The 24,538-nt window shown below is 30.4% G+C and carries 21 protein-coding genes; 18 read left to right on the top strand and 3 right to left on the bottom strand.

Annotation, left to right across the window (positions count from 1 at the left end; all coding sequences use genetic code 11):
- The first annotated feature begins 8 nt into the window (after positions 1-8).
- From CLVI_RS04120 to CLVI_RS04165, 10 genes are all read left to right on the top strand, one after another.
- Entirely contained in the window at positions 9-767 is a 759-nt protein-coding gene (locus tag CLVI_RS04120) for an ABC transporter ATP-binding protein (protein ID WP_106058855.1), read from the top strand.
- Between the two features lie 70 nt (positions 768-837).
- Complete coding sequence (locus CLVI_RS04125; protein WP_106058856.1) at positions 838-1,539, top strand: response regulator transcription factor; 702 nt, start codon at positions 838-840, stop codon at positions 1,537-1,539.
- Positions 1,532-2,920: a HAMP domain-containing sensor histidine kinase gene (locus CLVI_RS04130; RefSeq protein WP_106058857.1), complete on the top strand. Its 1,389-nt coding sequence runs from the start codon at positions 1,532-1,534 to the stop codon at positions 2,918-2,920. The genes CLVI_RS04125 and CLVI_RS04130 overlap by 8 nt, the downstream gene beginning before the upstream one ends.
- Positions 2,921-3,119: 199 nt before the next feature.
- Positions 3,120-4,193 (top strand): acyltransferase family protein, encoded by a 1,074-nt coding sequence (locus CLVI_RS04135; protein ID WP_106058858.1) that lies wholly within the window; start codon positions 3,120-3,122, stop codon positions 4,191-4,193.
- 293 nt (positions 4,194-4,486) lie between these two features.
- Complete coding sequence (locus tag CLVI_RS04140) at positions 4,487-6,718, top strand: ribonucleoside-diphosphate reductase subunit alpha (RefSeq protein ID WP_106058859.1); 2,232 nt, start codon at positions 4,487-4,489, stop codon at positions 6,716-6,718.
- Positions 6,719-6,736: 18 nt separating this feature from the next.
- The gene (locus CLVI_RS04145; RefSeq protein WP_106058860.1) at positions 6,737-7,771 is read left to right on the top strand and encodes a ribonucleotide-diphosphate reductase subunit beta; all 1,035 of its coding nucleotides are present in this window, start codon (positions 6,737-6,739) and stop codon (positions 7,769-7,771) included.
- Positions 7,772-7,949: 178 nt separating this feature from the next.
- The gene (gene ptsP / locus CLVI_RS04150; RefSeq protein ID WP_106058861.1) at positions 7,950-9,569 is read left to right on the top strand and encodes a phosphoenolpyruvate--protein phosphotransferase; all 1,620 of its coding nucleotides are present in this window, start codon (positions 7,950-7,952) and stop codon (positions 9,567-9,569) included.
- Between the two features lie 318 nt (positions 9,570-9,887).
- On the top strand, positions 9,888-10,730 hold the full coding sequence (locus tag CLVI_RS04155; RefSeq protein ID WP_106058862.1) for a zinc ribbon domain-containing protein: 843 nt from the start codon (positions 9,888-9,890) through the stop codon (positions 10,728-10,730).
- A 65-nt stretch (positions 10,731-10,795) separates the two neighbouring features.
- The gene (locus tag CLVI_RS04160) at positions 10,796-11,800 is read left to right on the top strand and encodes a zinc ribbon domain-containing protein (RefSeq protein ID WP_106058863.1); all 1,005 of its coding nucleotides are present in this window, start codon (positions 10,796-10,798) and stop codon (positions 11,798-11,800) included.
- A gap of 34 nt (positions 11,801-11,834) precedes the next feature.
- A complete protein-coding gene (locus tag CLVI_RS04165) occupies positions 11,835-13,352 on the top strand; it encodes a YARHG domain-containing protein (protein ID WP_106058864.1) in 1,518 nt (505 codons plus the stop codon).
- A gap of 98 nt (positions 13,353-13,450) precedes the next feature.
- Here CLVI_RS04165 and CLVI_RS04170 read toward each other — a convergent pair whose 3' ends face one another.
- Positions 13,451-14,320, bottom strand: a complete 870-nt coding sequence (locus CLVI_RS04170) for a DegV family protein (RefSeq protein WP_106058865.1) — start codon at positions 14,318-14,320, stop codon at positions 13,451-13,453.
- Positions 14,321-14,483: 163 nt separating this feature from the next.
- On the opposite strand from CLVI_RS04170, the gene CLVI_RS04175 reads away from it, so the two are divergent.
- The 4 genes from CLVI_RS04175 to iadA are packed head-to-tail and all read left to right on the top strand — an operon-like array spanning position 14,484 to position 17,990.
- Complete coding sequence (locus CLVI_RS04175; protein WP_106058931.1) at positions 14,484-15,020, top strand: chromate transporter; 537 nt, start codon at positions 14,484-14,486, stop codon at positions 15,018-15,020.
- Positions 15,021-15,551 (top strand): chromate transporter, encoded by a 531-nt coding sequence (locus CLVI_RS04180; protein ID WP_106058866.1) that lies wholly within the window; start codon positions 15,021-15,023, stop codon positions 15,549-15,551.
- Between the two features lie 2 nt (positions 15,552-15,553).
- The gene (locus CLVI_RS04185; RefSeq protein ID WP_106058867.1) at positions 15,554-16,801 is read left to right on the top strand and encodes a tetratricopeptide repeat protein; all 1,248 of its coding nucleotides are present in this window, start codon (positions 15,554-15,556) and stop codon (positions 16,799-16,801) included.
- A gap of 16 nt (positions 16,802-16,817) precedes the next feature.
- Positions 16,818-17,990, top strand: a complete 1,173-nt coding sequence (gene iadA, locus CLVI_RS04190) for a beta-aspartyl-peptidase (protein WP_106058868.1) — start codon at positions 16,818-16,820, stop codon at positions 17,988-17,990.
- Between the two features lie 26 nt (positions 17,991-18,016).
- Here iadA and CLVI_RS04195 read toward each other — a convergent pair whose 3' ends face one another.
- Positions 18,017-18,571, bottom strand: coding sequence for a cell wall hydrolase (locus CLVI_RS04195; protein WP_106058869.1), 555 nt, complete (start codon positions 18,569-18,571; stop codon positions 18,017-18,019).
- Positions 18,572-18,633: 62 nt separating this feature from the next.
- The gene (locus tag CLVI_RS04200; protein WP_106058870.1) at positions 18,634-19,623 is read right to left on the bottom strand and encodes a hypothetical protein; all 990 of its coding nucleotides are present in this window, start codon (positions 19,621-19,623) and stop codon (positions 18,634-18,636) included.
- 150 nt (positions 19,624-19,773) lie between these two features.
- Between CLVI_RS04200 and cdaA the strand changes: the two genes are divergently transcribed.
- The 4 genes from cdaA (at position 19,774) to ptb (ending at position 24,525) form a co-directional block, all read left to right on the top strand.
- On the top strand, positions 19,774-20,625 hold the full coding sequence (gene cdaA / locus CLVI_RS04205) for a diadenylate cyclase CdaA (protein ID WP_106058871.1): 852 nt from the start codon (positions 19,774-19,776) through the stop codon (positions 20,623-20,625).
- Complete coding sequence (locus CLVI_RS04210; RefSeq protein ID WP_106058872.1) at positions 20,598-21,824, top strand: CdaR family protein; 1,227 nt, start codon at positions 20,598-20,600, stop codon at positions 21,822-21,824. The genes cdaA and CLVI_RS04210 overlap by 28 nt, the downstream gene beginning before the upstream one ends.
- 49 nt (positions 21,825-21,873) lie before the next feature.
- Positions 21,874-23,475 carry an NAD(P)/FAD-dependent oxidoreductase gene (locus CLVI_RS04215; protein ID WP_106058873.1) on the top strand — a complete coding sequence of 534 codons (1,602 nt, stop codon included), beginning with the start codon at positions 21,874-21,876 and terminating at the stop codon, positions 23,473-23,475.
- A 141-nt stretch (positions 23,476-23,616) separates the two neighbouring features.
- Positions 23,617-24,525: a phosphate butyryltransferase gene (ptb, locus tag CLVI_RS04220; protein ID WP_106058874.1), complete on the top strand. Its 909-nt coding sequence runs from the start codon at positions 23,617-23,619 to the stop codon at positions 24,523-24,525.
- The last annotated feature ends 13 nt before the right edge of the window (positions 24,526-24,538 follow it).

Below are 24,538 nucleotides of genomic sequence, written 5' to 3' on the forward strand. Positions count from 1 at the left end.
GTGATTTTATGAGAAATGTAGTTATTAAAACAAATAATTTATGCAAGTCTTTCGTAACAGGGAAAACTGCTCACAATGTAATAAAAAATTTAAATTTAGATATATATGAGGGAGATTTTACAGTAATAATGGGGAGCTCAGGTTCAGGAAAATCCACATTATTATATTCCTTAAGCGGAATGGATTTAGCAACTAGTGGAAGTGTAAATATCCTTGGTAATGAGATAACATCAATGAAAGAAGAAGATTTATCTTCTGTAAGAAGAAAAGATATCTCATTTGTTTTTCAAAGTATAAATCTACTACCAGATATAACTGTTTTTGAGAATATAGCTTATTGTGGTTATGGGGTAAATAAAAATAAAAAAGAAGTTAATGAAAAAGTATTGAAGCTTCTTAAAGACTTTGGATTAGAAGAGGACAAGGATAAATATCCTTCTGAGATTTCAGGGGGTATGCAACAAAGGGTAGCTATAGCGAGGGCATTAATTACATCTCCTAAAATACTATTTGGAGATGAACCAACAGGAGCATTAAATTCCACTAAAGGAGAAGAAGTCTTAGACATATTATCTGAGTTAAACAGCAAAGGACAAACAGTTGTTATGGTTACTCATGACTTAAAGGCTGCAGCTCGTGCTTCTAGATTAGTATATTTGAAAGATGGTAGGGTAGATGGGGAATTATCCTTAGATAAATTTTCTAAAACTGATTATAAAAATAGAGAGACTATAATATTTGAATTTCTAAGTGAGAGAGGCTGGTAAAATACGCTAAGGCATCCTTTTGTGGTAAAATTATCTTTAGAGATAATTACAAAATATTTGGAGTGATATTATGGCAAATGAAAAGATTCTTATAATTGAAGATGATAAAGATATTAGAAAGATATTAAAGGATTACTTAACAAATGAAGAATTTATAGTTAGTTGTTGCGACAATGGAGGAGATGCCATAGAGGTATTTAAATCCTTTAATCCGGATATTATTGTTTTAGATATTATGCTTCCAGAGGTTGATGGCATTGAAATATGTAGAATTATTAGGATATCTTCTATGGTGCCTATAATAATGCTATCTGCTAAAAGTGGAGATATAGATAAAATTTTATCCTTAGGGGTAGGGGCTGATGATTATATCACCAAGCCCTTTTCTCCTATGGAGATAATTGCTAGAATTAAAGCTCATATTAGAAGATATAAGACCTTTTCAAATCCAGCAAATAATATTTTGGATAAAAAGAAGTTTGGTGATTTAACTATAGATAGTAAAAGCTATAAGCTAAGTTTCAAGGATAGAGAAATTCATTTAACATCACGAGAATTTGAAATCATAGATTTTTTGTCAGGCTATCCAAATCAGGTATTTTCAAAAGAGCAGCTTTATGATAATGTCTGGGGGATGAGTGATATTGGAGAATTAAATACAGTTGCTGTTTATGTAAAGAGAATTCGCGAAAAATTAGCCAAGCATAATATAAATTATATTAGAACCGTTTGGGGAGTTTGGTACAAGTGGGAAGAGGATTTAGATGAATAAGATGGGTATAAATTCAAAATTAAAAATATTTACTGTATTAATAGTTACATGTGCAATATCTATTACTATTTATACAGCTTTTCTTATATCTAATAAAAATAACATTTATCCTACTGTTAACAAGGGTAGGATTTTAACAAACTCTTTAAAATTAAGTATAGAGGAAGCTTTAGAAAATAATAGTCTTACACTTAATACAGAGTTAACTTATGATTATACTGCTATAGATTTAAGTGGTAAGGTTTTAGCTTCCACTATTGATAGATATAAAAAAGATACAGTAGTCAATTTAAAGGAGTCTATAGAATATGATAATCAAAGCCTAGCTGATGAACCTAACTATGTTAGATATCCCACTCCTTTAATTATAGATAATAAACAAGTTGGAACAGCAATTTTTTTGATTCCTAAGGAAGAGTTTATACCTACTTCATCAAAGGATTTAACTTTCTTAAGTTTATTACCAATAATTATAGGTGTACTAGCAATTATATTCTTATCGACATATTTATACCTTTTCACAAAAAAAGATATTTTAGCTCCTATAGCTAGTCTACATGAAAGTGCTTGTAAAATTTTAAAAGGGGATTTTTTCTATAAAATTAAGTATGATTATAATACTGAAATAGGTGGGTTTTGCCATGATTTTGAGGCTATGAGGGATGAAATTAAATTTTCGAAGGAAAAGGAAGTAGCTATAAAGGTTAATGAAAAGGAGCTTTTAGCATGTTTATCCCATGATATTAAAACACCTTTAACAGCTATTCATGGATATGTGTCAGGAATTAAAGATGGCATTGTAAAAGATAAGGAAGGCATTGATAATTATTGTACCTTAACATTAAATAGGTTAAAGATGTTAAATAAACTTTTAGATGATATCTTAGAGCATTCAAAGGCTGAACTTAATAAAATGAATATAAAACTAGATGAATTTTACTGTGAAGAATTTTTTAGAGATATTTTAGAAGACTTATATATTGAAATAGAAAGTAAGAATATTAAGTTTAAATTTCCAGATGAAATTCCTAATATATTGATAAATGGAGATAAAAAAAGACTTTCTCAAGTCATGTATAATTTAGTTTCAAATAGTATAAAGTACTCAAAGCTTCAAGGAGAAATTGCTGTATACTTTGAAGTCTTAGATAACTCTTTATATGTCTATGTGAAGGATAATGGTATAGGTATTTCATCTAATGATGTACCTAATATTTTTAATAAGTTTTATAGGGGAGAGAAGAGTAGAAGTCAAAATATTCCTGGATCTGGTCTTGGGCTCTCTATTTCTAAATATATTATTGAGGCTCATGGAGGTTTTATACATTGTGTTGAATCTTCTTTTAAAGGTACAATTATTTGTTTTACTTTGCCGTTATAAAGAAAGTCTAAAGAAAAAAGGGACTATAGAGGAGTTTGTTTTTATATAAACTCACCTATAGTCCTTAAATATATTATTAGTTTTAATTTTTTTTATGATTATTTATACATTTTTACCAATAAGAAGAGAAGTTCTGTTATTATGATTAGATAGAAAAAGGACATTATTATAATTAACTGTTGGTTAGGAGAAAAATATAATGAGAAAATATTACATTGATAACATCAGAATTTTTTGTATTTTATTGTTATTTCCCTTTCATACATGTATGATTTTTAATACGTTTGGAGAGCCATTTTATGTGTTTAGTGAACCTGTTAATATCTTTTCGCAGTTTGTTAATATTGTTTATCCTTGGTGGATGGCTTTACTGTTTGCCATAGCAGGTATTTCTTCGGCTTATGCCCTTAAAAAGAGAAGTGGTAAAAAATATTCAAAAGAAAGAGTATCTAAGCTGCTAATTCCACTTATGTTTGGACTAGTAACAATTATTCCTTTGCAAACTTACATAGCAGATGTTTTTCATAATGGATATGCAGGAGGATATTTTGAACATTATAAAGTATTCTTTACCAAGTTTACTGATCTAACAGGATATGATGGAGGATTTACCACTGCACATACATGGTTTATGTTATATCTATTTGTGATTTCAATGATATCACTTCCAATTATGCTTTGGTATAACAAGAGTGATAAGAAATTTAATGGAAGCAAAATTACAATGCCCATACTTCTTCCAATGTTTATTATTATATTGCTAATGACTCCAATCGTTGAAGTGGGTGGAAAGAGTGTTGGTGAATTCCTTGCATGCTTTTTAATTGGATTTTTTATTCTTAGTCTTGATGATGTTCAGGACAAGCTTATGAAATATCGTATACCACTTAGTATTTTATGGATAGTGTTTATGGCTTTAAGAAGTTATTTGTATTTTAATAATGGAGGTCATGGATTGGTATGGGATATTGAGCAACGTATGCTTACTTGGATTGGGATACTTGCAATTATGGGATTTGGAAAGAGATATTTGAATTTTAACAATAAATTTACGCAGTATTTTTCACCAGCAGCATTTCCAATATATCTCTTCCATCAAACAGTGTTAGTTGTCATTGCTTTTTATGTGCTAAAGGTTACAAATATTATTCCTTTGCAGTTTGGTTTAATTGTTGTAATGACCTTTGTTATTACATTATTATGTTATGAGATTTCCAGAAGATTTTCAGTAACATGCTTTATGTTTGGGGTCAAAAAGAAAAAAGATGTTTAAGCTACTAAAAGCTGATTTCTGTACTATGCAGGAGTCAGCTTTTTTAATGTCATTGACATATATGATTGGTATAGTTGTAATTTCAAACTAGATGAAATAGGAAATATTAATTAATAATAGTTACAGATAAAAGGAGATAATAAGAGAGATATTTTAATATAGGTATCTATTAGGGCAGAAAGGGGTAATTTATATTTTACAGATAGAGAAGTTATAATTATAATATACTATATATTGTAGATAGATGAATTAAAATAAAAATCATGCACTACATATTGTATAGGAGGAAAAGAATGAATACGTTAGATAACCTATGTGAATTTGCCTTGGAGGCTATAAAGGATCATGAAGGAATTTATACTAAAGAAAGAATTATAGAGGCTTTAGAGCATATTATAAGACCTAATATGAATGCTAGTGAGGTAAGAGATTCATTAATGCAAGTATCTTTGGAGTTAACAACTGAGCTAGAACCAAAATGGCAATTTGTAGCTGCAAGATTATATATAGAAAGATTACATGATCAAGTTAGAAAAAATAGAGGATTGGATAAAGATAAGAATTTATATTCAGAACTTTATGATTTCATAGCAGACTTAACTGAAAAAAAATTATATGGAAAATATATTCTAGAGAACTATTCTAAAGAAGATATTTGCATATTAGAAAAGGAATTAAAACCCGAACGAGACTATTTATTCACATATAGTGGAATAAGCCTGCTAAGCTCAAGATATTTAATTAATAACTTTAATCGCGATATAGTGGAGCTTCCACAACAAATGTTTATGGGAATCGCTATGCACCTAGCTATTCCCGAAAAGAAGGAAATGAGGGTACAGTGGGCAAAAAGATTCTATGATGTTCTAAGTTCCCTTAAGGCTACAATGGCAACGCCTACTATAAGTAATGCAAGAAAGCCTTTTTATCAGTTGAGCTCTTGCTTTATAGACACTGTTGAGGATAGTTTGCAGGGAATATATAAGACTTTAGATAATTTTGCAAAGGTATCTAAATTTGGTGGTGGCATGGGGATATATCTAGGAAAGATTAGAGCGTTAGGTTCGCCAATTAGAGGGTTTAAAGGAGCTTCAGGAGGGGTAATTCCTTGGGTGAAATTATATAATGACACAGCAATTGCCGTTGATCAACTTGGAGTAAGAAATGGATCAGTCGCAATCTGGATTGATGCATGGCATAAGGATATGCCAGAATTTTTGCAACTTAAAACTAATAATGGGGATGATAGAAAAAAAGCCCATGATATTTTTCCGGGTTTATGTTATCCAGATTTATTTTGGAAATTAGCAGAAAAGGATATAGATGCTAACTGGTATATGATGTGTCCCCATGAAATTAAAATTGCAAAGGGATATTCTTTAGAGGACTTTTATGGACAAGAGTGGGAAAAGAAATATTATGAATGTGTAGAGGATGATAAGATTCCGAAGCGAGTTATGTCAGTAAAAGATATAGTAAGGCTTATAATTAAAAGCGCTGCAGAAACAGGTACCCCCTTTGCATTCTATAGAGATACAGCAAATAAAATGAATCCTAACAAGCATACTGGGATGATTTATTCATCAAATTTATGTACGGAAATAATGCAAAATATGAGTCCTTTAAAAATCGATAAATCAGAGATAATTGAGGAGAATGGAGATAAGGTAATAGTTGAAAGGACGAAACCAGGGGATTTTGTTGTCTGTAATTTATCTTCAGTGGTTTTAGGAAATATAGATGTTTTAAATGATGAGGAACTTGGATATGTTGTTGAAACACAGATAAGAGCTATGGATAATGTTATAGATCTAAATTATTATTCAGTTCCCTATGCAGAAGTAACTAACAAAAAGTATAGAGGGATAGGCTTGGGGACTAGTGGCTATCATCATATGCTTGCTAATAACAAAATCCATTGGACTGCAGATGAACACTTGGATTTTGCCGATAAAATATATGAGAGAATTAATTATCATGCAATTAAAGCAAGTATGAGTATTTCAAAGGAAAAAGGAAGATATTCAGAATTTACAGGGTCAGATTGGGAAAATGGAGATTATTTCATATCACGAGGATATAATTCGAGTGAGTGGATAGAACTTAAGGAGAATATTAAAGAGTATGGGATGAGAAATGGATACCTTATGGCAGTTGCTCCAAATGGTTCTACTGCAACTATTGCAGGTACTAGTGAAGGTGTAGATCCTGTAATGTCAAGATTTTATCTAGAGGAGAAGAAGGGAAGTATTATTCCTAAAACTGCTCCAGATTTATGTGAGGATAACTATTGGTATTACAATTCAGCCTATAATATAGATCAAGAATGGTGTGTGAAAATTAATGGAATAAGGCAAAGGCATATAGACCAGGGGCAATCCTTTAATTTATATATAACAACTGATTACACAATGAGACAAATAATGAATCTTTATATAGCAGCCTGTAAGTTTGGAGTTAAGTCAATATATTATGTAAGAAGTAAATCCCTAACTGTGGGAGATTGCGAAAACTGTTCGGCTTAGGAGAGGAGAAATTTTAATATGAGTATAAATAGAAAACCACTTTTTAATGAGTTTGGAGATGTTGAGACTAGTAAGAAGCGGATGATAAATGGTAATACCACAAATCTTAATGATTTTAACAATATGAAATATTCCTGGGTTAGTGATTGGTACAGACAGGGGATGAATAACTTTTGGATTCCGGAGGAAATAAATTTATCTCAAGATTTAAAGGATTATGGGAAGCTTTCAGAAGAGGAAAGGGTGGCTTACGATAAAACACTATCCTTCTTAATTTTCTTAGATTCTATACAAACAGCAAATTTAGGTAATATATCAAGCTATATAACTGCAAGTGAGGTGAATTTATGCCTTACAATACAAGCGTTTCAAGAAGCTGTACATTCACAAAGTTATAGCTATATGTTGGATACTATTTGTTCCCCGGAGAAAAGAAATGAAATTCTTTATCAGTGGAAGGATGATAAAATTCTTTTAGAAAGAAACAAGTTTATTGGAGAGCTCTACAATGAATTCATTGTAGACACAACAAAGAAAAATCTACTGAAAACAATTATGGCTAATTATATTTTAGAAGGAATATATTTTTACTCAGGGTTTATGTTTTTCTATAACCTTGAGAGGAATGGTAAAATGATAGGGTCTGCTCAAGAGATTAGGTTTATAAATAGGGATGAAAATACTCATTTATGGCTGTTTAGAAATATAATAAAGGAATTACAAGAAGAGGAACCGGAATTATTTACTAAAGAGATGAATCAAGAGTTGGTCAATATGGTAAAGACTGGGGTAGAACATGAAATTGCCTGGGGACAGTATGTAATTGGAGATAGCATACAGGGAATTAATAAAAAATTAATCGAAGATTATATAAAATATTTAGGAAATATTAGATTATCAGCAATTGGGTTACCTAAAATATATACGGATATTAATGAAAATCCAGCAGCTTGGGTAGATGTTTTAGCCGATGCAAATTCAGTTAAAACTGACTTTTTTGAAGGTAAATCGACAGCGTATGCAAAAGCGGCAACTTTGTTAGATGACCTATAAAAAAATAAAAAATAAAAATAATCATTTAAAAAAGATCAACATATTAAAAAAATATGTTATAATTATCTTGATATTTTTAATTTGTTAAAGGTTTACTAAGAGTTGATAAATTTTTAATGAGAAATATGGGGATAAATTTTATTAACTTAAATATATATTTCGAGGAGGACAATTATTTATGAAAAAAGGTATTGCCGCGTCAAAGGGATATGCAATAGGAAAAGTATTTCTTCAAGAACATGAAGAAATAGTAATAACAGAGGCTAAGGTTACAGATGTAATTAAAGAACAGAAAGAATTGCGAAAAGCACTTGATGCTTCAAAAGAACAATTAGAAAAAATTAAGGAAAAAGCAGCAATTGAGATGGGAGCAAAAAAAGCGGAAGTTTTTGAAGCTCACATTACACTATTAGATGATCCAGAATTTACAGGAGCTATGAAGCTTGAGATTGAAACAAAAAGTATTAATGCTATGAAGGCAGTCGACAGCGTGACAAATGGTTTTGTTGCTATATTTGACTCAATGGAAGATGCCTACATGAAAGAAAGAGCAGCTGACATAAAGGATGTTTCAAAGAGAATTATATCTAATTTAGCTGGGAATGGCGGAAGTGCATTTGCTATAACTGAAGTAAATACAGTAGTTGTTGCTAATGATTTAACACCATCAGACACCGCTCAATTAGATAGAACTAAGGTTATTGGGTTTGTTACAAATGTAGGTGGAAGAACTTCTCATGCTGCAATTATGGCTAGAACATTAGAAATTCCAGCTGTACTTGGACTTAGTGATATAACTACTTCAGTTAAGACTGGAGATACAGTTATTCTTGATGGTATTGAAGGACATGTACTTATTAATCCTTCAGAAGAAGTTATAGCTGAGTACCATGAAAGAAATAGGAAATTCATTGCTGAGCAAGAAGGATTAAAGAAACTAATAGATGTTAAGACTGCTACTAAGTCAGGTAAGAGAATAGAGGTTTGTGGAAACATTGGCAAGCCTGAAGATGTATTAACTGTACTAGCAAATGGTGGAGATGGTATTGGTTTATTTAGAAGCGAATTCTTATATATGGATAGAGAAAGTGCTCCAACTGAAGATGAACAATATGAAAGCTATAAATTCGTTCTTGAAAAAATGGAAGGAAAGCAAGTTGTAATTAGAACACTTGATATTGGTGGAGATAAGACTCTTCCTTACTTGCCATTACCTCAAGAAATGAATCCATTTTTAGGATACAGAGCAATAAGACTTTGTCTAGATAAAAAAGATATATTTAAGGTTCAATTAAGAGCCTTATTAAGAGCTTCTGTATTTGGTAATCTTTGCGTTATGTTCCCAATGATATCTGGGTTGCAAGAATTTATTCAGGCTAAGGAAGTTGTTGAAGAATGTAAGAAAGAATTAAAATCAGAAGGACAATCCTTCGCAGAAGATATACAATGGGGTATTATGGTTGAAATCCCATCTGCTGCAGTTTGTGCTGATGAACTTGCAAAACATGTTGATTTCTTCTCAATAGGAACTAATGACTTAATTCAATATACATTAGCTGCTGACAGAATGAGTGAAAAGGTATCTTACCTATATAACCCAATGCATCCAGCAGTATTAAGACTTATAAAAATGACTATCGACGGTGCTCATAAGCAGGGCAAATGGGTAGGCATGTGTGGAGAAATGGCTGGAGATGACATTGCTATACCAACTCTTGTTGAATATGGTTTGGATGAATTCTCGATGAGTGCTACTTCAATGCTTAATGCTAAAAGAGTAATTTTAGAACAAGAATAAGAAATAAGGCACATGAAAGGAAATATACAAGTATACTCATTTGTTATTTTTTTGATTGTGTCTAAGTAACCAAATAAATAGGAGCTGTTGCAAAAGGATTTTAAAATCCTAATATGCATCAGTTCCTTTTTTGTATAATAGATTATTAAAAGAGCGGGTTCAGAATTTTACAAGTAAATAATTGCTGAAAAAATAATTATAATATTAATGGGATTTATGGTATTATTTTAATGTATTACCTTATTAAGCACAAAAATATTTTAATAAGGTATGTTGTTTTGTTATTTTATAAAATATATATAAATAGGGGGAATAATAATGTTTTGTAAAAATTGTGGTAGTCAGATTGCCGAGGGCGATGGGTTCTGTGGTAATTGTGGACAACCTGGAGAAAATCAAAAAGGAATTAAACAAGATAAACCAAGAGATTTGATTATAATAAAATTAATAAAAACCTATTTCATTAAGCCGTTATCATTTTTTAGTGAATTAAAAAATGATGATACAGTGAAAACATCTGTAGGGTTACTTGCAGGGTTGTCTATAATATATGGATTGATAAATATTTTATATACGTCATCATTAATTAATTCTTTTTTTAGTATGTTTAATAAGCTACCAGATATTTTATCTAAATCTGGAATAATATCTGCACAAGAAGCAATAACTGCTAAACAAGAATTACTTTTATCAAGTGAAGTTGTTGATATGAAAAATAACATTAGTGCATTTGTGGATAATAAAGATGTGTTCCTTAACGGAACTGGTCAAGTAGTAGGAATAATAATATTAACAGGTATAATTTTAGCTATTATTAATTCAGTTATCTTAAAAAACAGGATGAGTTATAAAGATATATTAATAATATCAACTGCATCATATATTCCATTAGTATTATCTTTAGGAGTAGCTACTATAGTGACTTTTATTAGTGCTACTTTTGGAGCATTTATATTAATTTCTGGATATATATTATCATTTATTACTATATACAGTGGTATAAGACAATTAAGTGAAGAAAAAAATGACAAGGTATTTATCATAATGGCAATATTGTTTATAGTGGTATCGGCTGTACTCGCAATATTCGTTACAAAACAATTTGAAAGTTCTATTATGGAAATTTCAAATGCTTTCGAAACAATGGGAAGTTTCATTTAGTATAAAATTGAGGATAAATAGACATATTATTTTTACATTAAATATTAACTATGGGGGAATAATTTATGAGCATATGTAAAAAATGCGGAGAAATAGTAAAGGAAAATGCTAAATTTTGTACAAAATGTGGAGAAGTAGTTAATTTAAGTGATAATATAAATATTTCAGATGATGAAAATGTAATTGAGAAAATATTTTTAGAAGATGGTACAAATGAGGTTCATCAAGATAAAAAAACTAATAAAAAGAAAGTTAAAATAATATTATTTGCAATAACAACTATTTTAATAGTTTCAATAGCTGGCACATTAACATATATAAAAATAAATTCTAATCCAAAAGATGAGAGCCAAAGAATAGATATACTAAACGCAGATACAACTAATTATCCTAATATATCAATAAGAATAAAAACTGATAATTATTCAGAAGATATTGTTAGAGAAAATTTTACTGTAAAAGAAGATGAATCTTTTCAAAAGAATATACAACTTGACTCAGCAATAGAAGAAAATGAGTATTTAATAACATATAACACTTCAGATGAAAGTACGTCTGGAAAAAGAAATATAAAGTTGGCTTACTTGGAAAATGATAAGGAAGTAATAGCAGAGGTAAATTATTTAGCTCCAGAAAAAAGCAAAGATACTACTAAAACTGTTAATTCTAATAATGCAGTTAATACCTATGACAATAATGAAGTAGATATTAAGAATACAATGGACAAGTATCTGAGGAATTTTATCCAAATGATAAATAATAAGGATACCTATTATATTAAGGAAATATTAGATTTAAACGGAAGTTTATTAGCTGAATTGAACGATACTGTAGTAAGCTACAAAGAACAAAATATAAGTGAAAGCTTAATAGATCATAAAATTGAAGCTATAAATAAAATAAGTGATACTCAGTATGAGGTAGTTATTTATGAAAAATACAACATATATTATGGCAAAAAAAGTGAATATAAAATTACTGAGTTTAGAACAACATATGTTGTGAATAAAATTGGCTCAGCATTCAAGGTATATTCAATAAAGAAAATAGATAATTTAGGTAGTAAATAAAATTAAAAAGCACATAGAGATTAGGGGTGTAATAATGAAATTTTGTAAAAACTGCGGTAAGCCCATTTCACCTGATATAAAATTCTGTAAAAATTGTGGAAATGAAATAAATAAAATTGATATAAATAAACCTCAAAATATAGAATCTTCAGATTCAGAAAACATACGGAATTTGGATAGTAACTCATTCTTTAAGGCTGAAGAAGAAATTTCTAAACCTAAAGTTATGGATTATACCAAAAACAATGAAGCAGTTGTAAGAAAATCTAAAAAAAACAATAAGAATTTCTTATCAGGTGTTTTTCCAAAGGTAATTATAGGAGTATTTTTAATCCTAGCAATATTAGTTGGTGTTTTCTTTAATAGGATAAAGGGAGAATACTATATGTCAAAAAGCAATAGTGCATTAAATGGAATGGATAAGATTGACTATGCAACAAAGGCTGCTAAAGCTTTTGATTCAACTAAGAGTAAGAACTTACTTAAAAAAACTATTGTTGACATAGCAGAGAATGATGTGGATTTGGCTGAGAAAAAACTTGAAGAAATATCTGCTATATTATCTCAAGGAGACTATAAAAATATAGCTAGTGATATAAAAGAAAAGAAAATAGATGATCTTTGTAATGAATCAAATTATAGTGATGCACTTAAAGAATTTAACGAAATAGATAAGTTAGGGGGAGATTTTAAAGCTAATAACAATTATGATGATATAATGTTAAATACTATTTCTAAGTTAGCGGGGACTAGCCTAAGAAGTAATAAAAATTTCCTCATGGAAAGCGATTCAATATATTATGAAAATTTGGATGATGATTCTTTTGATGAAATAGTACAATTAGAAAGTAAGAGTTCATATTACGCTAATAGTAGTCAAATTAAAATGAATTTGTATAAATATAAAGATGGAAAATATAATTTAGTAGATAGTAAATCTATAAATAGTGCTTATAGTGGAAAGCTGGAAGGCATTTATGCCTATGACACTGACAAAAAGGGGATATTTGTAAATTATGAAAATATGAAAGAAGGGTTTGCTATATCTGTATTTGGTGTGGGTGATAGTAAATTAGGACTAAAAGGAACAATATTTGGAAATAATTATACTAAGGTAGAGGATGCTGATAATGATGGAATATATGAAATCATTTCAAACAGCACAAGTCTTGTGACTTCATCATCAGAAGATGTTTCTAAATGTTACAAAGTCTATGAAGATGGTAGGACTCCAACCGAAGTGAATATAGATAAATCTAATACGACCACTACAACTACCCCTAATAATGCTAGTGATTATATTTTAAAAGAAAGTAGTAATACGTATATTACTGATGAGGATATTAAAAGTTTAAGCAAAGATGAACTCGCACTTTGTAGAAATGAGATATATGCTCGTCACGGGTATGTATTTAATGAAGAAAAGTTTAAAAGCTACTTTGCGAACAAAAGCTGGTATGCGCCTAATCCTAGTTATGATGGTACAGATTCCACATTAAATGAATATGAGATAGCTAATTATAAACTTATTCAAGCGTGGGAGGAGAAATAGATTAGGGTAAATACTTTTCACGGAAGATTAAAGTCAAAGTATTTATTAATATTATAATAAGGTGCCTGTAGTATATAAATATACTACAGGCCCTTATATTATCTATTTCTTCCTAGAAAGAATAGTGCAACTGTATTAGATCCTGTATGACTGCCAATAACACATCCAATATCATTAATTAAAATGTTTATGGAGTATTTTTCCTTGATCATTTTTGCAAGCCTCTCAGCATCCTCTATACAATCTGAATGAGAGATGGCAATTAAGCTTTCAGAAGTAATATCTACAGTTCTTTCTTCGAACTCTTTAAATAGAGTGTTTATGGACTTTTTTCGTCCTTGTACCTTACTATAATTAATAAGTTGACCCACATCATTGATTTTAACCATAGGTTTTAACTGAAGAATGGTTCCAAGAGTTGCAGCAGTACCTGAGAGGCGCCCACCTCGCTTTAAGTATTGTAAATCGTCCATTGCAACAATATGATTAAGCTTTGGTATAGTTTCTTCAATTCTCTGTACTATTTCTATCAGGGGCATACCTTCTGACTTTAGTTTACAAGCTTGAATAACTAAAAGGCCATAACCTAAAGAGGCTGACTTCGTATCAAGTATAGTTATATTAGCTTTGGGATAAGTTTCTAATATTGTAGAGCGTGCAATGTTAGCGCTATTTATTGTTCCACTTAGAGCTGAAGAAAAAGATAGATACAAGACGTCTTTACCAGCCTCTATTATTTCTTTAAAGGCTGACTGAAATTGAAAATTATTAACCTGAGAGGTAGTAGGCATCTCTCCTTCTCGTATTCCTTTGTAAAAATCTTTATAGGTAAGAGATGCTCCGCAATCCTCAATATATTCATTTCCTTTAAAAAGGCACTTTAATCCAAGGTATTGTATATTATTCTGTTCTATTATATTTATCGGTAAGTCACAGGCTGAATCAGCCATAATTATAAAATCATTCATAAAAAACTCCTTTCATAAAAAAATTATACCACGAATAAAAGTTAATTATAAATTAACTAAAGGGTGCCAATATATAATATATGTTAATAAATTTACTACTATGAAGATAAAATACTATTATGATAGAATTAGATATGTTAGAAAATATGAAGAAGGAGGAAATATGAATAATTTATATAAAATGTTTATCTCTTTTTTTAAAATAGGAGCGGTCACTTTTGGTGGAGGGTATGCTATGATACCATTTATTGAAGAAGAGGTAGTAAATAAGAATAAATGGGTTAGTAAAGATGAATTCATGGATATGCTTATAATATCCCAAAGTCTGCCTGGAACCATGGCAGTAAATTGTTGTACATTTATTGGGTATAGATTAGGAGGAGTAGTAGGCGGACTTATTGGAGTGCTTGGAGTTACCTTGCCATCATTTTTAATAATAATAGTTGTAGCTATGTCATTTATGCAATTTAGAGATAACTATTACGTAAATTTAGCGTTTAAAGGTATAGCTGCAGCTGTCCCTATGCTAGTTTTAACTGGTGTTATAAGTATGGGAAAAAGTGTTAATAAGAATTTTGCAAATATAGCTGTTGTGGTAATTTCATTGATTGCTTTGGTTATATTTAAAGTACATCCAGTCATAATAACCCTAGGTGGAGCTTTATACGGGATAATATTTTTAAGAAAGCAGGTAAAATAAATGATGATATTATTGAAATTATTTTTAACTTTCTTTAAGATAGGTGCACTTAGCTTTGGTGGTGGATATGCAATGCTCCCATTTATGCAAAGTGAAATTATAGACATTAATAACTGGTTAACTATAAGTGAATTTATTGATATAATAGGTATATCTCAAATGACTCCAGGGCCTATTGCAATTAATTCTGCTACATTTGTAGGATATAAAGTTTCAGGAATAGCAGGTAGTATAGCTGCAACGTTAGGGATGACCGCGGTATCATTTATTTTAATAAGTATTGCAAATAAATTGATAAACAAATTTAAGGATTCTATAATCTTAAAAGCCTGTTTTTTAGGCATGAGACCTGTCTTAATAGCTCTAATTATAAATGCTTTTTTATCATTAGCGAAAAGCGCATATATTGATGTGAAGTCAGTAATAGTAACGTTAATTATAGGCGGCTGTTTATTATCAAAGAAAGTACATCCTATGGCGACAATAGCAATAGCAGCGGTTTTGGGAATAATATTATGGGGAGGATTTTAATTTTGGAAAAGATTAAAAAAGATAAGGCATATATAAAAGCTGTTAGATATTATGAGGAATGTGAAATAGAAAAATCTATAAAAAAATGTGAAGAGTCTATTTCTAATAGTTTGAAAAATTCCTCAGCCCTTAATTTAAAGGGTTTATTATTATATCTTAAGGGTGATTTAGATGGAGCAATTACCCAATGGAAAATAAATTCTGATTTTAATGATGATTCCATGGCGAAAAATTACATTTATGATTCTAAGAGTGATATGGAAAGATTAGCTTTATATAGAAATGGAGAAATGCTATTAAAGAGCCTGGCTATAGATGAAGCTATAGATAGTTTAAATAAGTGTAAGGAAAGCGATTTTAACGCAATAAGAGTAAATTTGGCATTGGCAATTTGCTTTGGAAAAAAAGGAGATTATAGTACAAGTAGCGTTTATGTTTCTAAAGTTTTAAATATAGATAAAAATAACTCTGGAGCTAAAGCTTTAGCAAAGGAAATAGAAGAGGTTCAAGGAATCAAGCTAGAGGTGACTAAAAAAAATAATATGCTTAAGCACACAATAGTAATAATAGTTTTATGTCTAATTTTTACTGGAGTAGTTATCACATATAGACTAATAGAAATAAATAAAGACAAAGAAATTTCAAAATCTGAATCTATAACAGAAGTAATTGAGGAAGTGTCCCCTATTAACGAGGATGAGAAAGAGGAAACGGGAGAAACTAAAACTGAAAATCTAGTAAATTATGATGAATTGCAGGAAAGAATCAATAATAAGGATTTTGATTCAATATATAATTCAATGAAGGATATTTCCGTAGAGAATATACAAGGAGAAGAAAAAGCAATTTATTTGAAGGGGAAAGAGATTCTAGAGACTGAAGGAGTAAGCTTTTTCTATAAAAAAGGATCTGAATTATATAGCGAAAAGAATTTTAATGAAGCAAAGATCCAATTTGTAAAGGGTTATGAATATGGGGCAAAAAATTATTTATATCCTCATATAATATTTTTTAATGCTGCCTCTGACGAACAGTTAGGAAATGTAGATAATGCTATAAAAGAATATGGCGAATATTATAATACATATAAAGAAGACACTTATATATCTGAGACTATATATAAACTAGCAATTCTCAATATGGATAAAGATAGGGATAAGAGTATATTATATGCTAAGGAAATAAGGCAAGATCATGCAGACTCAATATATAATAATCAAGTGATTTCTAATTTACTAGATAATAAATAAATTAGGATGTGGTATATTGATTACTATTATAAAAAATATAGAGGTTTATAGTCCAGAGTACTTAGGAAAAAAACAGGTAGTAATAGTTAATGATAAAATTGAGGGGATTTATGATAATATAAATATCCCTAAGGATTTTATTCATATTAATGAAGTCAATGGGGAAGGGAAATTAATGTTCCCAGGATTTATTGATTCCCATGTTCATATTATCGGAGGCGGCGGAGAAGGCGGTTTTTCGACTAGGACTCCAGAAATTAAGTTTACAGATTTGACTAGTGCAGGAATAACTACTGTTGTTGGATGTATTGGTACAGATAGCGTATGTCGCGATTCCAGAACCTTGATAGCAAAGGCAAAGGCTTTAGAAGAAGAGGGCATTTCAACTTATTGTTATACGGGTTCCTATGATATACCAGTAAAAACTCTCACTGGCAGTATTAAGGAAGATTTAATGTTGATTGATAAATTTATAGGAGTAGGAGAAGTGGCATTATCAGATCATAGAAGTTCTCAGCCCACATATGAACAATTTGTTAATTTAGTTGCAGAGGCAAGGGTAGGTGGAATGCTATCTAATAAGGCTGGAATAGTGAATGTTCATCTAGGCGGTGGGGCTAGGAAGTTAGATATGTTATTTTCTTTAATTGAAAATACAGAGATACCGGGAGAACAACTTTTACCAACTCATATAAATAGAAGTATACAACTTTTTAATATGAGTATAGACTATATAAATAAAGGTGGATATGTTGATTTAACCACTAGTTCAGACAAAAATTTTTTAGATCCAGGAGAGTTAACAGCCAGCAAGGCACTAAAGAAATTTTGTGATCTTAAAGTACCAATTGAGAAGATTACTTTTTCTTCTGATGGGAATGGAAGTATGCCAGTATTTAATGAAAAAAGAGAACTAGTAGCACTTAGCGTTTGCTCTGTAAAAACTTTATATAGTGAAGTTAGAAATGCAATCTTACAAGAGGGCGTACCTATTGAAAAAGCTATTAGCGTAATAACGTCAAATGTTGCAAAGATGCTTAAGCTGAAGGATAGAGGCAAAATAGAAAAAGGATATTTATCAGATTTTGTATTAGTTGATAAAGAAAACCTTAATATAAGTTGTGTATATGGAAAAGGCGCCCCCTTAGTTGTAAGTGGAAAGACGGTTGTAAAAGGAACTTTTGAATAGAGAAAGAGGGCAATATTGCCCTCTTTTTAACATTTAAAAAATAAATGGTGTCCTATGGATTTTGAATCCTTTTTTTCTGTTGACTTCATCCATGAACAGGTGGAAATGGTAGGATTGTAAAAGAAAACAGCCTCATTTGTGGGGTCAGTTCCTCTTATAGCTTCATATACTGCAGAGTAACAAATTTCATCTGGAAAAGCCTTTATATCTCCATTTTGGACACAAGAAAAGGCTTTAGATTGAAATATCACATCGGTTACAGTGCTTGGGAATTTAGGATCTACGACCCTGTTTAATACGACAGAAGCTACAGCTACTTTACCTTCGAAAGGTTCACCTCTACTTTCGGCATAAATTAGTTTTGCCATTAAATCGATATCTGAGCGAGTTAAATATAATGTTTGGGTACCACTGTTGAAAACTTCTACTGCTGTATCTATATTATTTTCGGTATTTTCAGTAGTTGATTCTATTTCATTATTAATAGAAATAGAAAGGGCTTTTGCAGTTGCAGGATTGCTGCAAAGGAATACAAGTGAGAGGGCTAAACAAAGCAAACATAGTTTTTTTGATATTTTCATATTAACCTCCTTTTCTAACCCGGTCACAAAATATTATAGCCAAAAAAAGATATTATATACTATTATTTATTAAAATTATCCAGATCTGCATTTAAATCCTTAAAACTTTTAATAAAATCTGTATATTTTGAAAAACTATTATTATAATTTTCTTCATTGATTTCATCATTTTCATCCTTTGAAAGAGACTTCTCAACAACTATGGAATGTTCTAATGAGGTTATATATAAGTCATAATAGTTTATAGTATTTGATAAAAGATTATAACAATTATTACCTGAATCTGGAATTGTTATGGAATATGATTTGTTTTTGATTTCATTTAATTTTGATTTCTTTAGTTTTATATCACTTGTAAGAAGATCTAAGCTTCTTTTCTCTTCTCTAATATTAATTAATGCAGGCTGCAAATCTTCATCTATATCCTCAAAGAGAGTTATACAATCTTTCATGCTAGATATATAAGCTTTGTTTTGGTCAGTTGTAATATCACTTTCTCTATTTATTTTTATGAGTATGTTAAAATAATTAAAGGAAGCCTCGAAAAAGCTAGTGGCATCTTTAGGGAATTTTGCCTTAATGCCTAATAAAGAAAGGCTATCATAATTATTGATACATAGAGAATAGGTCGTATAATATTTATTATAAGTAGTTATAATATCTTTGTCCTTTGGATTTCGTATTAAACTTAAACATAATTCATAAATAGATATATTATAATCTAAAGTCTCCAATAGTTTGGATTTGGAATTAAGTTTCTCGTCAACAACCTCAAGAGCAAAAATATTGTCTTTTATTTCAGTTAAAGTTATTAGTTTTGTAGATAAGATATTTTCGGCAGAATTTAAATTTATTCCGTTATTATCAAAAGCATCTTTAAGAGATAAATTACAGGTGCTAATTTCATCCCCGTATTTATTTAAGTCAGTTAAATTTCTATTGGCTGGGGTTAAATTAATTATTACTAGAATTATTAAGGGTATTATCAATAATACACCTAAGAGATAAATAAGCTTTTTATTCAAATTTAATTTAATTTTTTGTAAATTCATTAGTACATCTCCTTTTTTTATTAAAAATAATACTTATTACAATATATATTTTAATAAAATAGAAATATTCATAAGTTTGTAATGAGTCTTATATTGAAGGATGGCTAAATTGGTGTATAATTTAAATATAGTATTTATAAGAGGTGACCTATGCAAGAATTATATACATTGTTACTAAACACAATAAAAAATATATCAATCTGGTCTGTATTGGATATATTAGTAGTATCTTTTATATTTTATAAAGGTTACTTATTAATTAAGGAGACTAGAGCTGAACAATTATTAAAAGGAATCGTTTTAATAGTTCTTCTTATTCCTATTAGCAGTATATTAAAATTAGATATGCTGAATTTCATTTTGAATAAGACATTAACTATAGGAGTTCTGTCAGTAATAATTATTTTTCAGCCTGAGATAAGAAGAGCTTTAGAGCATTTAGGAAGAAGTGCTTTTGAGGATATTCATAATGGACAAAATGTCGAAAAGAGAAGTGAAACAGTCAATGAAATTGTTATGGCCGTAAGTTGTTTAGCTGAAAGTAAAACAGGAGCACTTATAGCTATAGAACAAGGAACAGGAATAGGGGAAGTATTTGCATCGGGAACAATTATAGATGCGAAGCTTAGTTCAAATTTGCTTGAAAATATATTTGTTGTAAATACCCCATTACATGACGGCGCCACAATAATAAAAAAGAATAGAATTTATGCAGCCGGTTGTGTTCTACCATTAACTGTGAATAATTTAACAAATAAGAAATTAGGAACAAGGCATAGAGCTGCAATTGGATTGTCGGAAAATTCAGATGCGCTAATTATAGTAGTATCAGAAGAAACTGGGGTAATATCCCTAGCAGTAAACGGAAGATTAACAAGAAATTATGACAAAGAAAAATTGAAAACAATATTATTAAAAATAATGGAAAATAGAGATTCAAAAAGAGTTAAAACTGCTGGGGAGAAGGTGAAGACATGGATAAAGGGAATGAAAAAAGACTAGGTATAAAGATAATCTGTGGAATATTAGCCTTTGTATTATGGTTGTATATAACTAATGTGGATAATCCTACGAGATCAACAACCTTAAAGTCTGTACAAGTTGAACTTACAAATGAGGATACATTAGCTAAATCGAATATGTCCATATCTCCAGGTCAAAAAATCACTGTAGATTTAGATTTAGAGGGTACTGCCAATGAAATTTATTCTATAAACAAAGAGGAGTTTGTTATAAAAGCGGATTTAAGTGCCTATGCTTTGAAAATAGGAGATAATAATATTCCAGTGCAAATTGAAGATTATCCTACGGGGATAAATATTAAGAACAATGCTGCTCTGTCAGTTAAGATTACGATAGAGGAATTAATAGAAAAAGAGATTAATGTTTATTCAAATGTAAAGACAAGTTTTAAAAGTGGGGTTATTAAAAGCTCAGCTGTAGTAAAGCCCAATAGTATTGAGGTTTCTGGGCCCGCAAGCGCTGTTAATAAAGTTACATCAGCCTCTTTGGTTGGAGAAGCTTTAGATATTGATGAGAATTATGAGGAAAATTTCAACATAATTCCTATTGATGATAGTGGTAATGAGGTTACTGGTGTTAACTTAAGTCAAACAGAAGGTACACTTTTATTAAAGGTAGGTAGTCAAAAGGACGTTTCTATAGGAAGTAGTTATTCAGGTAGCCTTAAAGCTGGATTAAAGGTTGAGAGCTTAGATCTATCTAGTAATAAAATTACTATAATAGGTGATCCGGATGTTATCGGAGAAATCGATAAAATAGAAACACAACCAATTGACCTATCTCAAATCACTTCAACTCAGGATATTAACTTAAATTTTATAATTCCTGAAGGGACAAGTATAGCAAGTAATCGTAAATACGTTACTGCAAATATTAAAATTAAAGAGGAAGAGACTATAACAAAAATTATAGATGGAATTGTAGTAAATCTTGCTGATAAAAAAGAAAAATTTACATACGAGGTACCAACTGTTAGTGTTACTATAAGGGGTACAGCGGAAGCTTTAAGTGGGTTAACTTTAACAGATTTTAAAGCATCGGCATCTATTGCTGAATTAGCTGTAGTTGGAGAGTCGGAAGTGAAACTAGATGTTAGCTTAGTAGAATCTAATGCTAATATAAAAATATCAAGTAAGCCTGAAAAAGTTAAAGTAAAGATAAGTGAAAAAGTGGCATAGCCACTTTTTTTGCGATAAATAACTTATCTAAAAGGAAAGGGTGATAAATATGAGTATTAGAATTAACAATATAATTTTAGATATAGATGATCTGGAAGAATCAATTACGAGAAAAATTGCAAAAGAATTAAAGATATCTGAAGGGGATATATTAGAATATAGAATAATTAAAGAAAGTATAGATGCAAGGAAAAAGGATAATATTAAATTTAATTATTCTGTCGATATAAAGTGTGAGGATGAAAAAAGAGTATTATCTGAATCTAAAAGTAAAGATGCTAAACCTGTAGAAGATTATGAAGTACTCTCTTTAGTCCACGGAAAAAAGACTTTAAAAGCTAGACCTATTGTAATAGGATTAGGTCCTTCTGGACTCTTTGCAGCACTAACATTAGCTAAGGAAGGATATAGGCCAATTGTTTTCGAACGTGGACAGGATGTGGATAACAGAACAAAGACTGTGGAAAGTTTTTGGAATGGAACTTCAGACTTAAACTTAGAATCGAATGTACAGTTTGGAGAGGGGGGAGCAGGAGCCTTTTCAGATGGTAAGCTTACAACTAGAATTAAAGATAAAAGATGTAGTTTCGTTTTACAAGAATTAGTTAAAGCTGGAGCGCCAGAGGAGATTAAGTATGTTGGTAAACCTCATGTAGGAACAGATATATTAAAGGATGTTGTAAAAAATATAAGAGAAGAGATTAAAGCATTAGGTGGAGAGGTTCATTTTAATTCAAAGCTAGAATATATAAATATTAAAGAGGGAAAGATTGAAAATATAGTAGTAAATGGAGCCGAAATATACTGTGAAGCACTAGTATTATCTATAGGTCATAGTTCTAGAGATACATATGAAATGTTATATAAAGCTGGAGTATTTATGGAAAGTAAGCCTTTTGCAATTGGGGTTAGAATCGAGCATCCACAAGAATTAATAAATAACAGTCAATATGGAAAGTTTGCTAATCATCCAAAACTTAAAGCAGCAGACTATAAATTAGCTTATCAAAGTCCTAAGTTTAATAGAGGCGTATATTCTTTCTGCATGTGCCCAGGCGGTATGGTAGTGTCTGCACCTACAGAAGAGAATAGACTTGTGTCAAATGGGATGAGTTATCATGCACGAGATTTAGAAAATGCAAATTCTGCTCTAGTTGTAACTGTAGGTCCAAAGGATTTTGAGGGTTCATCTCCATTAAATGGTATGGAATTCCAAAGATATTATGAAGGGCTAGCTTACAATCTAGGCGGAGGAGCATATAAGGCTCCAGTACAACTTCTTGGAGATTTTCTTAAGGATAAGAATAGTACTAAAATAGGAAAGGTTAAACCTTCTTATACTCCAGGGGTAGAATTAAGGGAACTTAAAAAATGTCTACCTGATTATGTGGTAGAAACTTTAAAGGATGGAATTATAAAATTTGATAGTAGAATTAGAGGATATGCTATGAAGGATGCTGTCTTAACTGGAATAGAAACTAGAACTTCAGCGCCTGTAAAGATAGTTAGAAATGAATCTCTTGAAAGTATAAGTGCTAAAGGATTATATCCAGCAGGAGAAGGTTCCGGATTCGCAGGTGGAATTATATCAGCTGCTGTTGATGGAATTAAGGTCGCTGAGAAAATAGTAAATGAATATAAAGAAATATAACCTGGAAATATTCTGATAACTTGGCTTTTTAGAATATTTTTTGTTACAATAAGACTAGTGTGATTTATTAAGTTACTTACTTGATTGTGATAAAATTAACATATTAAAATAAATAATTTATTAATAAGGGGTGCAAGTTTAATGAGTAAAAATTTTGACGATTTATTATCAAAGGTTAAAGGGTGCGAAAGAAAGAAAGTTTCTGTTGCAGTAGCTCAAGATGAACCAGTATTAGAAGCTGTAAAGGCAGCAAAGGAACAAGGGATAGCTGATGCGATATTAGTAGGAGATAAAGAAAAGATTAAAATAATAGCAGATTCAATTGGTATGGATTTAAGTCAATTTGAGATAATTCATGAACCAGATGTGAAAAAAGCTACACTTTTCGCTATTCAATTAGTATCAAGTGGTAGAGCAGATATGGTTATGAAGGGATTAGTGGATACAGCTACATTCTTAAGAAGCGTATTGAATAAAGAAGTTGGCCTTAGAACAGGAAAAGTTATGTCTCATGTGGCAGTTTTTGAAATAGAAGGCATTGATAGATTGATATTCTTAACAGATGCTGCATTTAATACATATCCAGATTTAAAAGCTAAAGTCCAAATAATAAATAATTCAGTTCATGTTGCTAAGGCTTGTGGAATAGACTGTCCTAAAGTTGCAGCAGTATGCGCAGTTGAAGTAGTAAATGTAGATATGCCAGCAACAGTAGATGCTTCATTATTAGCAAAAATGAACGATAGAGGACAAATTAAGGGATGTATTATAGACGGTCCTCTTGCCCTTGATAATGCTTTATCGGAAGAGGCTGCTCATCATAAAGGAATAACTGGACCAGTTGCAGGTAAGGCTGATATAGTAATGCTTCCTAATATTGAAACAGCTAATGTTATGTATAAGACTTTAACTTATACTTCAAAATCAAGAAATGGTGGAATTTTAGTAGGAACATCAGCACCGGTTATATTAACTTCAAGAGCTGATAGTTTTGAAACTAAGGTAAATTCAATTGCTTTAGCAGCGATAGTTGCAGAATCTACAAAATAAACAATAAGTGGGG

The organism is Clostridium vincentii, from assembly GCF_002995745.1.
Taxonomy (GTDB): Bacteria; Bacillota; Clostridia; order Clostridiales; family Clostridiaceae; genus Clostridium; species Clostridium vincentii.